This window comes from Pectobacterium odoriferum, assembly GCF_009931295.1.
Lineage (GTDB): Bacteria > Pseudomonadota > Gammaproteobacteria > Enterobacterales > Enterobacteriaceae > Pectobacterium > Pectobacterium odoriferum.
In genome coordinates this window covers 4,603,060-4,618,774 of sequence record NZ_CP034938.1, presented here as the reverse complement: position 1 = coordinate 4,618,774, position 15,715 = coordinate 4,603,060, and the positions used below count along the sequence as shown (strand labels likewise).

10 protein-coding genes are annotated in these 15,715 nt (G+C 52.7%); 7 read left to right on the top strand and 3 right to left on the bottom strand.

The features are described 5' to 3' along the window. The first annotated feature begins 130 nt into the window (after nt 1-130). Nucleotides 131-4,099 (top strand): trifunctional transcriptional regulator/proline dehydrogenase/L-glutamate gamma-semialdehyde dehydrogenase, encoded by a 3,969-nt coding sequence (putA, locus tag EO763_RS20810; protein ID WP_161530078.1) that lies wholly within the window; start codon nt 131-133, stop codon nt 4,097-4,099. Nucleotides 4,100-4,194: 95 nt separating this feature from the next. Here putA and ppiC read toward each other — a convergent pair whose 3' ends face one another. Then, nucleotides 4,195-4,476, bottom strand: a complete 282-nt coding sequence (ppiC, locus tag EO763_RS20805; protein WP_161530077.1) for a peptidylprolyl isomerase PpiC — start codon at nt 4,474-4,476, stop codon at nt 4,195-4,197. A gap of 160 nt (nt 4,477-4,636) precedes the next feature. Between ppiC and rep the strand changes: the two genes are divergently transcribed. Beyond that, a complete protein-coding gene (gene rep, locus EO763_RS20800; RefSeq protein WP_161530076.1) occupies nt 4,637-6,658 on the top strand; it encodes a DNA helicase Rep in 2,022 nt (673 codons plus the stop codon). 277 nt (nt 6,659-6,935) lie between these two features. On the opposite strand, the gene ppx is transcribed toward rep, so the two are convergent. Together ppx and rhlB are read right to left on the bottom strand one after the other, a co-directional pair. After that, a complete protein-coding gene (gene ppx / locus EO763_RS20795; protein WP_161530075.1) occupies nt 6,936-8,432 on the bottom strand; it encodes an exopolyphosphatase in 1,497 nt (498 codons plus the stop codon). A gap of 6 nt (nt 8,433-8,438) precedes the next feature. Beyond that, on the bottom strand, nt 8,439-9,728 hold the full coding sequence (gene rhlB, locus EO763_RS20790) for an ATP-dependent RNA helicase RhlB (RefSeq protein WP_039363256.1): 1,290 nt from the start codon (nt 9,726-9,728) through the stop codon (nt 8,439-8,441). A 118-nt stretch (nt 9,729-9,846) separates the two neighbouring features. On the opposite strand from rhlB, the gene trxA reads away from it, so the two are divergent. The 5 genes from trxA (at nt 9,847) to wecB (ending at nt 15,452) form a co-directional block, all read left to right on the top strand. Then, nucleotides 9,847-10,173 carry a thioredoxin TrxA gene (gene trxA, locus EO763_RS20785; protein WP_010283883.1) on the top strand — a complete coding sequence of 109 codons (327 nt, stop codon included), beginning with the start codon at nt 9,847-9,849 and terminating at the stop codon, nt 10,171-10,173. Between the two features lie 461 nt (nt 10,174-10,634). Beyond that, nucleotides 10,635-11,894 (top strand): transcription termination factor Rho, encoded by a 1,260-nt coding sequence (gene rho, locus EO763_RS20780; RefSeq protein ID WP_010283881.1) that lies wholly within the window; start codon nt 10,635-10,637, stop codon nt 11,892-11,894. A 206-nt stretch (nt 11,895-12,100) separates the two neighbouring features. Further along, nucleotides 12,101-13,198: a UDP-N-acetylglucosamine--undecaprenyl-phosphate N-acetylglucosaminephosphotransferase gene (gene wecA / locus EO763_RS20775; protein ID WP_208851966.1), complete on the top strand. Its 1,098-nt coding sequence runs from the start codon at nt 12,101-12,103 to the stop codon at nt 13,196-13,198. A gap of 21 nt (nt 13,199-13,219) precedes the next feature. After that, nucleotides 13,220-14,266, top strand: coding sequence for an ECA polysaccharide chain length modulation protein (gene wzzE / locus EO763_RS20770; RefSeq protein ID WP_039474265.1), 1,047 nt, complete (start codon nt 13,220-13,222; stop codon nt 14,264-14,266). A 67-nt stretch (nt 14,267-14,333) separates the two neighbouring features. After that, nucleotides 14,334-15,452, top strand: coding sequence for a non-hydrolyzing UDP-N-acetylglucosamine 2-epimerase (wecB, locus tag EO763_RS20765; protein WP_161530073.1), 1,119 nt, complete (start codon nt 14,334-14,336; stop codon nt 15,450-15,452). Nucleotides 15,453-15,715: the final 263 nt, after the last annotated feature.

The following is a 15,715-nucleotide window of genomic DNA, read 5'->3' as shown; positions in this document are numbered from 1 at the left end:
GGCCTGAAGGTGGCAATGGGTTGCAACCACATTATGACTAATAATGCTTAACACTGGTTGCACAAAGTTGCAACATAATCGATATTGATGGTTTCCCGATGTTTATCTTTTAATGACAGGAGTGGACGCTATGGGCTCTACCACGATGGGTGTAAAACTCGATGAGGAAACGCGTGAACGTATCAAGGCCGCAGCGCAGCGTATTGATCGCACACCACATTGGCTGCTCAAACAGGCTATTTTCCATTACCTCGAACGCCTCGAAAGCAGCCTCGACACTCCTGAAACACCACTATGGGCGAACGGCAGCCACACTGGACCAGAAGAGATTATGTCGCAATCTCAGGAAGAAGAAGCCTATCAGCCCTTTCTTGATTTCGCCGAGCAGGTTCTTCCTCAATCGGTTATCCGTGCTGCCATTACGTCTGCTTATCGCCGACCTGAAAATGAACTGGTGCCCATCTTGCTTGAACAGGCAAGACTTACTGATGAAATGTCACAGTTAACGCAGAAATTGGCTTATCAACTGGCAGAAAAATTACGCGGTCAGAAAGCCGGAAATGGGCGTGCGGGCATTGTGCAAGGGTTGCTACAGGAATTCTCACTTTCTTCTCAAGAAGGGGTGGCGTTGATGTGTCTAGCTGAAGCGCTGCTGCGTATTCCTGATAAATCCACGCGTGATGCGCTGATCCGCGACAAGATCAGTCGGGGAAACTGGCAGGCGCATCTTGGTCACAGCTCGTCTCTCTTTGTGAATGCTGCAACCTGGGGGCTGCTGTTTACCGGAAAGCTGGTGGCGACGCACAACGAAGTGAATCTCTCGAATTCGCTGAACCGTATCATCGGGAAAAGCGGTGAGCCGCTTGTCCGCAAAGGCGTCGATATGGCTATGAGGCTGATGGGGGAACAGTTTGTCACTGGGGAAACCATCGGTGAAGCGCTGGCGAATGCCCGCGAACGGGAAAGTAAAGGCTTCCGTTACTCCTACGATATGTTAGGTGAAGCCGCGCTGACGGAGCACGATGCTGCCGCGTATCTGGCGGCTTATCAACAGGCGATTCATGCTATCGGCAAGGCCTCGAACGGGCGTGGGATTTACGAAGGGCCGGGCATCTCCATCAAGCTGTCGGCGCTGCACCCGCGCTATAGCCGGTCGCAGTATGACCGTGTGATGGAAGAACTCTATCCACGTTTGTTGATGCTGACGCTGCTGGCGCGTCAGTACGATATCGGGATCAATATCGACGCAGAGGAAACCGACCGACTGGAGATCTCGCTCGATCTGCTGGAAAAACTCTGCATGGAGCCACAGCTGGCGGGGTGGAACGGTATCGGATTTGTCATTCAGGCTTATCAGAAACGCTGCCTGTATGTAATCGATGCGCTGATTGAGCTGGCACAGCGCAGCCGTCGGCGGCTGATGATTCGTCTGGTGAAAGGGGCGTACTGGGACAGCGAAATCAAGCGCGCGCAGGTTGACGGGCTGGAAGGCTATCCGGTCTACACGCGTAAGGTCTATACCGATGTGTCGTATCTGGCGTGCGCTCGGAAGCTGCTGGCCGTACCGAATCTGATTTACCCGCAGTTCGCCACGCACAACGCGCAGACGGTAAGCGCGATCTACCACATGGCGGGCAACAATTATTATCCCGGTCAGTATGAGTTTCAGTGCCTTCACGGCATGGGTGAACCGCTCTACGATCAGGTGGTGGGCGCGGTTGCTGACGGAAAACTGAACCGTCCGTGTCGTATTTATGCTCCGGTCGGAACCCATGAAACGCTGCTGGCTTATCTGGTGCGACGTCTGCTGGAAAACGGCGCGAATACCTCATTTGTTAATCGCATTGCGGATACCTCAATGGCTCTGGAAACGCTGATTGCCGATCCGATTCGTAGCGTAGAAGCGCTGGCAAAAGTGGAATGGGGCATGGGCGCACCGCATCCCAAGATCCCTCTACCGCGTCAGCTATATGGACGGGAACGGCAAAATTCGAGCGGGCTGGATCTCTCGAATGAGCACCGGCTGGCTTCGCTTTCCTGCGCGTTGCTGAATCACGCGTCACAGCCGTGGTACGCCGTGCCGATGATTGAGGGGGAAAGTGAGGCGAGTGAAGAAAGGCCTGTCGTGAATCCCGCCGATGTACACGATGTGGTGGGCTATGTTCGCGATGCCTCCGTGGCAGATGTTGAGCTGGCGATAGAAACGGCGGTGCATGCAGGCACTATCTGGTTTGCGACGCCGCCCGCAGAGCGTGCGGCGATATTGAATCAGGCCGCCTCGCTGATGGAAAGGCAGTTGCAAAGCCTTCTGGGGTTGCTGGTGCGGGAAGCGGGTAAATCTTTCAGTAACGCGATTGCGGAAGTGCGCGAAGCGGTGGACTTCTTACGCTATTACGCGGCTCAGGTTCGGAATACGTTCACCAATGATACCAACCGTCCGCTGGGGCCAGTGGTTTGCATCAGTCCGTGGAATTTCCCGCTGGCGATCTTCACCGGGCAAATTTCTGCCGCGCTGGCGGCAGGAAACAGCGTGCTGGCGAAGCCTGCTGAACAGACACCGCTGATTGCGGCGCAGGCGGTGCGTATTTTACGGGAAGCGGGTGTCCCTCAGGGCGTGCTGCAACTGCTGCCCGGACAGGGAGAAACGATTGGAGCGGCGTTGGTGAACGATGAACGGGTACGCGGCGTGGTGTTTACCGGATCGACGACCGTTGCAAAAATCCTGCATCGCAGCATCGCAGGCAGGCTCGACCCACAGGGGCGTTTGACGCCGCTGATTGCCGAAACGGGTGGTCTGAATGCAATGATTGTCGACTCGTCTGCGCTGACGGAACAGGTGGTGAATGACGTTATTGCCTCTGCATTCGACAGCGCCGGACAGCGTTGCTCGGCGCTGCGCCTTCTGTGCCTGCAAGAGGATATCGCGGATCGTACTCTGGCTATGCTGCGTGGCGCGATGGCGGAGTGTCGAATGGGGAATCCTGAACGATTATCGACCGATATCGGCCCTCTGATTGACGCCGAGGCGAAAGAGAACGTGGATCGGCATATTCAGGCTATGCATGCGAAAGGGCATACCGTATTTCAGGCAGCCTATCCGCAGGATGAGGAGACGTGGCGGCACGGGACGTTTGTGAAACCGACCCTGATCGAACTGGGCAAGATAGACGAGCTGAAAAAAGAAGTTTTTGGTCCAGTTTTACACGTTGTTCGCTATCAAAGCCAGCAGTTGGATACAATGATTGAGCAGATCAATGCGGCGGGATATGGGCTGACGCTGGGTGTGCATACCCGCATTGATGAAACTATCCTGCGTGTGACGGGCAAGGGGAAAGTGGGTAACCAATATGTGAATCGCAATATGGTCGGTGCCGTTGTCGGCGTTCAACCGTTTGGTGGGGAAGGCTTATCAGGAACCGGACCAAAGGCTGGCGGGCCGCTTTACCTGTATCGTTTGTTGGCACATCGGCCGGACGAGGCGCTTGCGGCAGAATTGGCTAAGCAGGCTCGTGAGCAAGCGCTGGATGCTTCAGCCCGATCGTCGCTGCTGGTTGGGCTACAGGCGTTGGAAGACTGGGCGATAGCGGGGGAGCGTCACGGGCTGGCGGCGTTATGCCAGCGCTATAGAGAATATAGCGTTAGCGGGACAACGCTGCTGCTGCCTGGCCCGACCGGGGAACGTAATTCTTATACGCTGCTGCCGCGTGAGCGGATTCTGTGTCTTGCGGATAATGAGGGCGATCGCTTGGTTCAGACGGCAGCGGTGCTGGCGATAGGCGGAAAACTGCTGTGGCCGGAAGGTGAGCACGAGAAAATGCTTTATGGCCGTTTACCCGCAGGTGTGCAGTCGTATATTCAGTTCACACCTGACTGGCAGCGGCACGAGGTGTCTTTTCATGGCGTCATTTATCATGGGGATGCCGATCGGTTACGGCAGTTGAGTGAGGTGCTTGCAGAGCGAGACGGCCCAATTATCCTGCTGTTAGGCTATGCGCAGGGCGACACCCACGTTCAGTTGGAACGTCTGTTGATCGAACGTTCTCTGAGTATCAATACCGCCGCCGCGGGCGGTAATGCCAGCCTGATGACGATAGGCTAGTCAGGCGGGTAGAGTAGAAAAAGCGCGCCAAACCAGAAGGTCGGCGCGCTTTTTATGTTCGGGGTGTCGGCGTGACGACTGAGTTGCAGGACAACTTAGTTGCGGTATAGCACTTTGATCACATGGTAACCAAACTGGGTTTTCACCGGACCAAACGGTTTCAGCAATTCGCAGGAAAACACCGCCTTATCGAAAGCTGGCACCATGTCGCCTTTACGAAATTCACCTAAATCGCCGCCGTTACGTTTTGACGGGCAGGTCGAGTGTTTCTGTGCCATTTTCTGGAAGTCTGCACCTTTTTCCAGTTGAGCAAGAATGTCGTTAGCCTGCTGTTCAGTGTCTACCAGGATGTGTAGGGCTGCTGCGGTATTTGCCATGTTATTACCTTTTTTGCAAAAGAGATTCCTGCGCGCAATGTAACATTTGCAATGCAAGATGTGGACTGCGATGTGCTTTCCTTAATAACAAATCCCTGGTCAAGATCGATGCGGCTTTCTGCTACAATCGCCTTCCGTTTTATGAGTGAGCAAGATCGTTATGCGCTTAAACCCCAGCCAACAACACGCCGTCGAATTCGTCACCGGACCTTGTCTGGTGCTGGCGGGCGCAGGTTCAGGCAAGACCCGCGTTATCACCAACAAAATCGCGCACCTTATTCGCCAGTGTGGCTATCAGGCTCGGCACATTGCCGCTGTAACCTTTACCAACAAAGCCGCACGTGAGATGAAGGAGCGCGTGGCGCAAACGCTGGGGCGCAAAGAAACGCGTGGGCTGATGATCGCGACTTTCCATACGCTGGGGCTGGAGATCATCAAACGTGAATATGTTGCGCTGGGCATGAAATCCAACTTCTCCCTGTTTGACGATCAGGACCAGATGGCGCTGCTGAAAGAGCTGACGGAGCAGTGGCTGGAAAACGATAAAGTTCTGCTGCAACAGCTGATCTCTACGATCTCAAACTGGAAAAACGATCTGATCGATCCTGCCGGTGCGGCAGCAACCGCTCGCTCCGAACGCGACAAGCTGTTTGTGCATTGCTACTCGCTCTATCACGATCACCTTCGCGCCTGTAACGTGCTGGACTTCGACGATCTGATTTTGCTGCCTACGCTGCTGCTGAAACACAATGTTGAGGTGCGTGAACGCTGGCAGAATCGGTTACGCTACCTGCTGGTGGATGAATATCAGGACACCAACACCAGCCAGTATGAGCTGGTTAAGCTGCTGGTTGGTACCCGCGCACGTTTTACCGTGGTAGGGGATGACGATCAGTCTATTTACTCCTGGCGTGGTGCGCGACCACAGAATCTGGTGTTGCTACAGCAGGATTTCCCCGCGCTTGATGTGATCAAACTGGAACAAAACTACCGCTCATCCGGGCGTATTCTGAAAGCAGCCAATATTCTCATCGCCAATAACCCGCACGTCTTTGAAAAGCGTTTGTTCTCCGAGCTAGGTTACGGTGATGAACTCAAAGTCATTACCGCCAACAACGAAGATCACGAAGCGGAGCGGGTTGTGGGTGAGCTGATTGCCCATCACTTTATTAAAAAGACCCAGTACGGCGACTATGCCATTTTGTATCGTGGCAACCATCAGTCGCGTTTGTTTGAAAAGATGCTGATGCAGAACCGTATTCCGTATCGTATCTCCGGTGGCACATCCTTTTTCTCCCGACCTGAAATCAAAGATTTACTGGCTTATCTGCGCGTACTGACGAACCCAGACGATGACAGCGCGTTTTTACGCATTGTGAACACGCCTAAGCGTGAGATTGGCCCGGCAACGATGAAGAAGCTAGGCGAGTGGGCAGGGCAGCGTAATAAAGGCCTGTTCAGCGCGAGTTTTGATCTCGGGCTGAGCCAGTCGCTGACTGGCCGTGGGCTGGAATCCCTGCAGCGGTTTACCCAGTGGCTGTCGGAGATTGCCCGTCTGGCAGAACGTGAACCGGTAGCCGCTGTACGAGACCTGATTCATGGGTTGGACTACGAAAGCTGGCTGTATGAAACCTCGCCGAGCCCAAAAGCCGCAGAAATGCGGATGAAGAACGTCAATCAGCTATTTAGCTGGATGACGGAAATGCTGGAAGGTTCCGATTTGAATGAACCGATGACGTTGACGCAGGTGGTGACGCGTTTCACATTGCGGGACATGATGGAACGTGGTGAAAGCGAAGAGGAACTGGATCAGGTCCAGCTAATGACGCTACATGCTTCCAAAGGCTTGGAATTCCCATACGTCTTTCTAGTCGGGATGGAAGAAGGTCTGTTGCCGCACCAGAGCAGCATTGATGAAGATAACGTCGATGAAGAGCGGCGTCTGGCATACGTGGGAATTACGCGTGCACAGCGTGAACTATTTTTCACATTGTGCAAAGAACGCCGCCAGTATGGCGAGTTGGTGCGCCCCGAACCGAGTCGCTTCCTGCTTGAATTGCCGCAGGATGACGTTGTATGGGAAACGGAAAGGAAAGTGGTCAGTGCGCAAGAGCGTATGCAGAAAGGTCAGACGAACGTCGCCAATATCCGGGCGATGTTGGCGAAAGCCAAAGGGGGGTAGTATACCCGTCATACTTCAAGCTGCATGTGCGTTGGCAATACTCGGCTCATCTCTGAGCCTCGCCCTGAGGGGCCGCCGCAAGCGGCGTTCAAATTGGCTAAACCAATTTGTCCTTACTCACCCCAGTCACTTACTGATGTAAGCTCCTGGGGATTCGTGCGCTTGCCGCGTTACAAGGCACATAAATGTACCTCGCCCTGACGGGCCAACGCTTTGCGTTGTTCAAAACGCTAGCGTTTTGTCCTGCAACTCGAATTATTTAGGGTATATATGCTCGTTAAGCGGGGGTTTCTTCCAGCATCAGGGGCCAGTGTACGTAACTCTGCCAGCGGCTTTCCTGTTCCAGCATTTCTGCCCGCAGTGGATGCTGAGCTAACCAACCTCTAGGCAGGATCAAACGCAGTGCCTCGCCTTCTACGCGTAGCCGCACTGCTGGCAGCGTGTCATCACGGCGGCGGCTGGCAAAAATAATCGCCAGACGTAATAAGCGGCACAGGCGCTGTGCCTGATTAGCAGGTAGCGCATTTTGCTGGCTCAGCGGAATCAAATCGATTGGGTTAACTTGGTTTTGTAGGAGTGTGGCTAACAGCTTCTTCTGGGCTGGCGTAAAGCCGGGGAGATCGCTATGGCGAATCAAATAGTCTGCATGCTGGGGAGAGTGGCGAAAATCGATACTTAAACCGATTTCGTGTACCAGACAGGCGCTTCGCAATAACTCGCGACATCGGCTATCTAGCTGCCAGTCACGGGCAACCTGTTGCAGAAAGTTGTCCGCCAAGGTACTGACGCGTTTAGCCTGTTCGGTATCCAGCAGATAACGACGTTGCAGGGTCGCCAATGTGCGGTGGCGAATATCCTGATCGACGGGCATATGCAGCATGCCATAGACCAGTCCTTCACGCAGTGCGCCTCCAGCTAGCGTCATCGTTTTGATGTCGAGTTCTTGGAAGATCGCCAGCAGAATGGCTAACCCGCTGGGAAACACCAGCGCGCGTTCCAGCGTCAGACCTTCAATTTCCAATTCTTCCAGTTTATCGCACTGAATCGCATGCTCTTTAAGCTGTCTGAGCTTCGGCAGAGTAATGTATTCATCCATACCCTGCGCGACCATGATTTCCTGTAGCGCTTGTACTGTGCCGGAAGCACCGACGCAGATTTGCCAGCCCTGTTCGCGCAGAGAAGCCGCGACAGGACGAAGCATTTCACGTGCCGCTTGTTCAGCACGTTCAAAGTTACCTGCTTCCAAATTGCGGTCGCTGAAATAACGATCCAGCCAGGTTACGCATCCCATCGGGAGGCTGATCAACTGGGTCGTCTTTGCGCCGATTCCCGTTGCCAGTTCGGTACTGCCACCGCCAATATCTACGACCAGACGCGCATCTGGGCCACCTGTCGTATGTGCTACACCTTGATAAATCAAGCGTGCTTCTTCTTCACCGCTGATAACCTGAATCGGCAAGCCTAGAATTTCCTGAGCCCGTTGCAGAAATTCATCAGCGTTCGTTGCCAGCCGCAGGGTTGCGGTAGCGACGACGCGCACCTGATCCTGCGGGATGTCCTGCAACCGTTCGGAGAACAGTTGTAGACACTGCCAGCCGCGCTGCATTGCTTCCTGCGAGAGCCGGTTTTGCTTATCCAGCCCTGCCGCAAGGCGGACTTTACGCTTGATTTTCGCCAGCGTCTGAATGCTGCCTGCGGTTTCCCGAGTGACCAGCATATGGAAGCTGTTCGAGCCGAGATCGATGGCAGCGTAAAGTGAAGAAGAGCTCAGCATCGACGGTTAGTCCGCTCGTTTACGGTTATTACGGGGCGCTCCACTGCGGCGCGGCGCATTGTGTCGGCGCGGGCCATTATTGGAACGCGGTGGACGCGTTAAACGCTTCGGCGCAGGTAAATCGCTCATCAGCGCGTCACTGTTGTATTTGCTGACTGGGATACCGTGACCGATATAGGTTTCGATAGCTGGAAGGTTCAGCGCGTACTCTTCACAGGCCAGACTAATAGAGAATCCGCTTTGTCCCGCACGGCCTGTACGGCCAATACGGTGAACGTAGTCTTCGCAGTCATCCGGCAGATCGTAGTTGAAAACGTGGGTCACAGAAGGAATATGCAAACCGCGTGCTGCAACGTCCGTTGCCACCAGAATATCCAGATTACCCTGGGTAAATTCTTCCAGAATACGCAGACGTTTTTTCTGCGCGACATCGCCCGTCAGCAGCCCAACGCGATGGCCATCGGCAGCCAGATGGCCCCAGATGTCTTCGCAGCGGTGCTTGGTATTCGCAAAAATAATGCAGCGATCCGGCCACTCTTCTTCCAGCAGTGTCTGGAGCAGGCGCATTTTTTCTTCATTGGACGGATAAAACAGTTCTTCTTTAATGCGGTGGCCGGTTTTCTGCTCTGGCTCTACTTCCACGTACTCGGCGTTATTCATCTGTTCAAACGCGAGTTCACGCACCCGGTAGGAGAGCGTAGCGGAAAAGAGCATGTTCAGGCGCTGTGCCGCTGCGGGCATGCGGCGGAATAGCCAGCGAATGTCTTTGATGAAGCCGAGATCGTACATGCGATCGGCTTCGTCCAGGACGACGACCTGAATCGCGCCCAGATTGATGTGGTTCTGCTTGGCGTAATCGATCAGGCGACCGGTGGTGCCGATCAGAATATCAACGCCGCTTTCCAGCACTTTAAGCTGTTTGTCGTAGCCGTCACCACCGTAGGCTAAACCTAATTTTAGCCCAGTTGCATGAGACAGCGCTTCTGCATCAGAGTGAATCTGGACAGCCAATTCACGGGTTGGTGCCATAATTAAAGCACGTGGCTGGTTGGTCTGACGCTCTGCATTTGCAGGGTGTGAAAGCAGATAATGGAAAGTAGACGCAAGAAAAGCCAGCGTCTTGCCGGTACCGGTTTGCGCCTGACCCGCAACATCACGCCCTGACAGAGCCAATGGCAGAGCTAACGCCTGAATAGGCGTACAGTTATGAAACCCTTTACTTTCAAGAGCTTCAATAACCTGCGGGTGCAGGGCGAAGTCGGAAAACTTCTGTTCAGTTAAGTGTGTTTTGCTCATAGTGTGGTAGAATATCAGCTAACTATTGCTTTACGAAAGCGTATCCGGTGAAATAAAGTCAAGCCGTTGTTGGTTAATGCTACACCAACAAGGTAGAAATAATCCTGCGGAGTAAAATATGAGCGATAAAATAATTCACCTGACTGATGACAGCTTCGGCACGAAAGTATTGCAAGCTGAGGGCGCTATCTTGGTTGATTTCTGGGCTGAGTGGTGTGGTCCTTGCAAAATGATCGCTCCTATTCTGGATGAAATTGCTGAAGAATTTGAAGGTAAACTGACGGTTACCAAGCTGAACATTGATGAAAACCCGGCTACCGCACCAAAATATGGTATCCGTGGCATCCCTACTCTGCTGCTGTTTAAAAACGGCGAAGTCGCTGCGACGAAAGTCGGCGCACTGTCCAAAGGGCAACTGAAAGAGTTCCTGACGGCGAATCTGTAATTAGCTTGCTCCCCTTCTAAAGGGGGGCGGCGGGCGCAATTGGTCAATATGCAATTCTCGTATTGACTGCTTGCCGCTCGTCGGGAAGCGTGTTAGATTCTTCATCACTGCACATCGTACTTGCCTATGTTTAAGCCCTTAGGCTTAAGCCTGAAAGTTAGAGTCTAAAGCATTATTCTGTGTCGAAATCGAAAAAATCGTTGTTTTACAACACGTTTGTGATCCGATTTTGACAGTCTATTAGTTTTACAATAATTAGTTTTATGTGTCTTCGATCTCCTGCCGTTGATTTATGCGGATATCGTTTATGCGGATGTCGTTTTGCGCGGATTTAATGCGCTTCAGGTGTGAAACCAGACAGGAATCCGGTGGTTGAAGGCTGCTATAGAGGCACGGATGATCCTGCCATACCATTCACGTTAATAGTTCGAGATTTACCCCGAGTTAAAGAACCCACCACTATGAATCTTACCGAATTAAAGAATACGCCAGTTTCTGAGTTAATTACTCTTGGCGAAAATATGGGACTGGAAAACCAAGCCCGCATGCGTAAACAGGATATTATCTTCGCTATTCTGAAGCAGCATGCTAAAAGCGGCGAGGATATTTTCGGCGATGGTGTGCTGGAGATATTGCAGGATGGCTTCGGCTTTCTCCGCTCCGCAGACAGCTCCTACCTCGCAGGCCCCGATGATATCTACGTTTCTCCCAGCCAAATCCGCCGTTTTAACCTCCGCACTGGTGACACCATTTCTGGCAAGATTCGTCCGCCGAAAGAAGGTGAACGCTACTTTGCGCTGCTGAAAGTTAACGAAGTCAACTACGACAAACCTGAAAACGCCCGCAACAAGATCCTGTTCGAAAACTTAACACCGCTGCACGCAAACTCTCGTTTGCGTATGGAACGGGGTAACGGTTCGACAGAAGATCTGACGGCGCGTGTGCTGGATCTGGCTTCGCCGATCGGCCGTGGTCAACGTGGTCTGATCGTTGCACCGCCAAAAGCGGGTAAAACCATGCTGCTGCAGAACATCGCGCAGAGCATCGCTTACAACCATCCTGACTGCGTGCTGATGGTGCTGCTGATTGACGAACGTCCGGAAGAAGTGACCGAGATGCAGCGTCTGGTGAAAGGTGAAGTGGTTGCGTCAACGTTTGACGAACCTGCTTCCCGTCACGTTCAGGTTGCTGAAATGGTGATCGAAAAAGCGAAACGTCTGGTTGAGCATAAGAAAGACGTTATCATCCTGCTGGACTCCATTACCCGTCTGGCGCGTGCCTACAACACCGTGGTTCCGGCTTCGGGCAAAGTGTTGACCGGTGGTGTGGATGCGAACGCCCTGCATCGTCCGAAGCGTTTCTTCGGTGCGGCGCGTAACGTTGAGGAAGGCGGTAGCCTGACAATCATCGCCACCGCGCTGGTTGATACCGGTTCCAAGATGGACGAAGTGATTTACGAAGAATTTAAAGGTACAGGTAATATGGAACTGCACCTGGCGCGTAAAATCGCAGAAAAACGCGTGTTCCCGGCGATTGATTACAACCGTTCCGGTACGCGTAAAGAAGAACTGCTTACCACCTCTGAAGAATTGCAGAAGATGTGGATTCTACGCAAGATCATCCACCCAATGGGTGAGATCGACGCGATGGAATTCCTCATCAACAAGTTGGCGATGACAAAAACCAACGATGAATTCTTCGATATGATGAAACGTTCATAAATCCGGGCGTTCATCCATTACGGATAACTCGGGGAACGCCACGCTGGGTCGTGGCGTTTTTTTATCCCCTAATTGATCGGATGTGAAGGGGCTTTCTACTGTGAAGCCTCGGTTATCACTCAATTTGTACTGGCGATCAATGTGGGCGATAGGATATAAGGCGTAAACCGAGTCTATACTGAACAGCTACAGCGCAGCTGTTAACGGTGAACTTACTCACTATGAGTACCGAATTACTATTTATTTTCTTGTTTTCTTTAGGCTTCCTTTTTTTTGCTCGCAGCATCGCGGGTAAAATAGGGCTTGTCGATCGTCCCAACTACCGTAAACGCCATCGGGGTCTTGTGCCTCTGGTCGGTGGTATCTCCGTGTATGCGGGTATCTGCTTTACCTACTTCATTACCGATCAATATATCCCCAACTTCCGTCTTTACCTGCTGTGCGCGGGTGTGCTGGTGTTTATCGGCATGCTGGACGATCGTTTTGATATCAGCGTGAAAATTCGGGCTGTTGTGCAGGCGTTTGTTGCCATAGTGATGATGGCTTTCGCCGGCTTGACGATACACAACTTGGGATACATTTTCGGCCCGTGGCAGATGGGGCTGGGGCCGTTTGGCTATCTGGTCACGCTGTTTGCCGTTTGGGCGGCGATTAATGCGTTCAATATGGTGGACGGGATCGATGGATTGCTCGGCGGATTGTCCAGTGTCTCATTTGGGGCGATGGGGATTTTGCTGTATCTGAGCGGCCATACGAATCTGGCATTGTGGTGTTTCGCCATGATTGCTGCGACCTTACCTTACATTCTGCTTAATCTCGGCATGTTTGGACCTCGCTACAAGGTGTTCATGGGCGATGCAGGTAGCACGATGATTGGCTTCACGGCCATCTGGCTCCTGATTCAAACAACGCAAGGCCCGCAGCATCCGATTAATCCAGTTACCGCATTGTGGATCATCGCTATCCCGCTGATCGATATGATCGCCATTATGTATAGGCGCTTGCGTAAAGGGATGAGTCCGTTCTCGCCTGACCGACAGCATATCCATCATTTAATGATGCGCGCTGGCTTTTCTTCCCGCCAGGCATTTTTGTTGATTACGCTTGCTGCCGCCTTGTTGGCTGCGGTTGGCGTGTTGGGAGAATATTTCTTTTTTATACCCGAATGGTTCATGTTGGCATTATTCTTGCTTGCATTTCTACTGTATGGCTACTGCCTGAAACGAGCATGGCGGGTCGCCCGTTTTATCAAGCGAATCAAACGCCGTATGCGGCATTCTGATGAGCAAAAGCAGTCATCCTGACCAAATAATTTTGGGGAAGTAATGAAATCAGAGAACTTGTCTACCGGGAATGCATTGATTGATAACGAACTGGATATCCGTGGGCTATTTCGCCTGTTGTGGCGTGGAAAGGTGTGGCCGATAGCGTTCGGCCTGCTTTTTGCCGTCGTGGCACTAGGCTATTCCTATCTTGTTAAACAGGAGTGGAGCGCGACAGCGATTACCGACAAGCCGACGGTCAACATGCTGGGAGGGTATTATTCGCAGCAGCAATTCCTGCGTAACCTCGACGCCCGCTCTTTTTCTGCGCCTCAGCCAGAGCAACCGTCTATTTCGGCCGATGCGTATGACGAATTCATCATGCAATTAGCGGCTTACGATACCCGCCGCGATTTCTGGCTGCAGACTGACTATTATAAGCAGCGTCTGGAAGGTGATGAAAAAGCCGATGCGGCTCTGCTGGATGAATTGGTCAACAATATTCAGTTTACGCCGCGTGACGACGGGAAAAAAACCAATGATTCCGTGAAGCTGGTGGCGGAAACCTCTAAAGATTCCAACACGTTGCTTCGTCAGTATGTGGCTTTTGCCAGCCAGCGTGCAGCCAGCCACCTGAATGAAGAGATCAAGGGTGCCTGGGCGGCCAGAACCATCTTCATGAAGTCACAGATCAAGCGTCAGGAAGCGGTAGCAAAAGCGATTTATGATCGTGAAGTCCGCAGCGTTGAACTGGCGTTGAAAATCGCCCAACAGCAAGGTATTAGCCGTAGTCAGACGGATACACCCGCAGACGAAATCCCCGCATCGGAAATGTTCCTGCTTGGCAGGCCGATGCTTCAAGCCCGACTGGAGACGTTGCAGACCAGCGGCCCGCACTACGAACTGGATTACGATCAAAATCGCGCAATGTTGGCGACGCTGAACGTTGGCCCAACGCTTGAGGCTGCTTTCCAGACGTATCGTTATTTGCGTACGCCGGAAGAACCGGTGAAGCGAGACAGCCCACGCCGGGCATTCCTGATGGTGATGTGGGGGGCGATTGGTGCGCTCGTCGGTGCGGGTGTTGCCTTGGCTCGCCGCCCGCGCTAACCCGCTTGCTGATTCGCGTCTGATGCTCAGCGAGCGTCTGCGTATAACCTGATTAAAGAGATTCAATGTGAAAGTATTGACTGTTTTCGGCACCCGGCCGGAAGCCATAAAAATGGCACCGCTGGTTCATGCCTTGGCTCAGGATGGAGCCTTTGAATCGAGAATTTGCGTAACAGCCCAGCACCGGGAGATGCTGGATCAGGTGCTGCGTTTGTTCGATATTACGCCGGATTACGATCTGGATATTATGCGACCTGGACAGGGACTCAGTGAGATATCTTGCCGGATTTTATCGGGACTTGAACCCGTTATGGCGGAGTTCAAACCGGATCTGGTGTTGGTACACGGCGATACCACCACGACGTTAGCAACTAGTCTGGCGGCTTTTTATCAGCGTATCCCCGTTGGCCACGTAGAAGCGGGATTGCGTACTGGCAATCTCTACTCGCCCTGGCCGGAAGAAGCTAACCGCAAACTGACCGGGCATTTGGCGATGTACCATTTCGCCCCGACGGAAAATTCCCGCCAAAATTTACTGCGTGAGCATCTGTCTGATCGGCATATTTTTGTGACGGGTAATACGGTGATTGATGCGCTGTTCTGGGTGCGCGATCGCATTCTCGGGGACGCCGCATTACGCCGCAACCTCGACGAAAAATATGCTTTTTTAGACGATAACAAGAAGCTGATTCTGGTTACCGGACACCGTCGCGAGAGTTTTGGTGGTGGCTTTGAGCGCATTTGCAGTGCGCTGGCAGATATCGCCCGTCGACACCCTGAAGTACAAATTGTGTATCCGGTCCATTTGAATCCTAACGTCAGTGAACCGGTGAATCGCATCCTGAGCGGCATTGATAATGTGATGCTGATTGCGCCGCAGGACTATCTGCCTTTCGTGTATCTGATGAATCGTTCTTACATGATTTTGACCGACTCTGGCGGCATTCAGGAAGAGGCGCCGTCGTTAGGCAAGCCCGTATTGGTGATGCGTGATACGACAGAACGGCTGGAGGCGGTTGAAGCGGGTACGGTCAAGCTGGTAGGTACGGAAGTAACCAGCATTGTCGATGCGGTATCTATGCTGTTGACGGATGAAGAGGCGTATCAGGCAATGAGTCGCGCTCATAACCCTTATGGTGATGGACAAGCCTGTCAACGCATCGTTGATGCTTTAAAAAATCGCTAGGAGCGATTTTAAACGTCGCTATGCGACGGCCCGAAGGGGGTCGGGCAGGGATAGCCCGACATAAAAAATCGCTAAGTACATTTTCGGGCTGCGAAGAGCCGATTTACAGAATGCAAACGGTGATAATGGGATAGAAGAGTAAAGCGTTTGCGCCATGGACAAAAACGTCATGAACGTTTTTGAACGTCGCTAGCGACGGCCCTGAAAGGGTGAATCTCAGGGATGAGATTCATATCTGCGCAATCCGAGCGTACAGGGAGGTA

Bases quoted from the DNA above. Each gene is read 5' to 3' on its own strand.
- putA (WP_161530078.1), top strand. From the start codon at position 131: ATGGGCTCTACCACGATGGGTGTAAAACTCGATGAGGAAACGCGTGAA.
- ppiC (WP_161530077.1), bottom strand. From the start codon at position 4,476: ATGGCAAATACCGCAGCAGCCCTACACATCCTGGTAGACACTGAACAG.
- rep (WP_161530076.1), top strand. From the start codon at position 4,637: ATGCGCTTAAACCCCAGCCAACAACACGCCGTCGAATTCGTCACCGGA.
- ppx (WP_161530075.1), bottom strand. From the start codon at position 8,432: ATGCTGAGCTCTTCTTCACTTTACGCTGCCATCGATCTCGGCTCGAAC.
- rhlB (WP_039363256.1), bottom strand. From the start codon at position 9,728: ATGAGCAAAACACACTTAACTGAACAGAAGTTTTCCGACTTCGCCCTG.
- trxA (WP_010283883.1), top strand. From the start codon at position 9,847: ATGAGCGATAAAATAATTCACCTGACTGATGACAGCTTCGGCACGAAA.
- rho (WP_010283881.1), top strand. From the start codon at position 10,635: ATGAATCTTACCGAATTAAAGAATACGCCAGTTTCTGAGTTAATTACT.
- wzzE (WP_039474265.1), top strand. From the start codon at position 13,220: ATGAAATCAGAGAACTTGTCTACCGGGAATGCATTGATTGATAACGAA.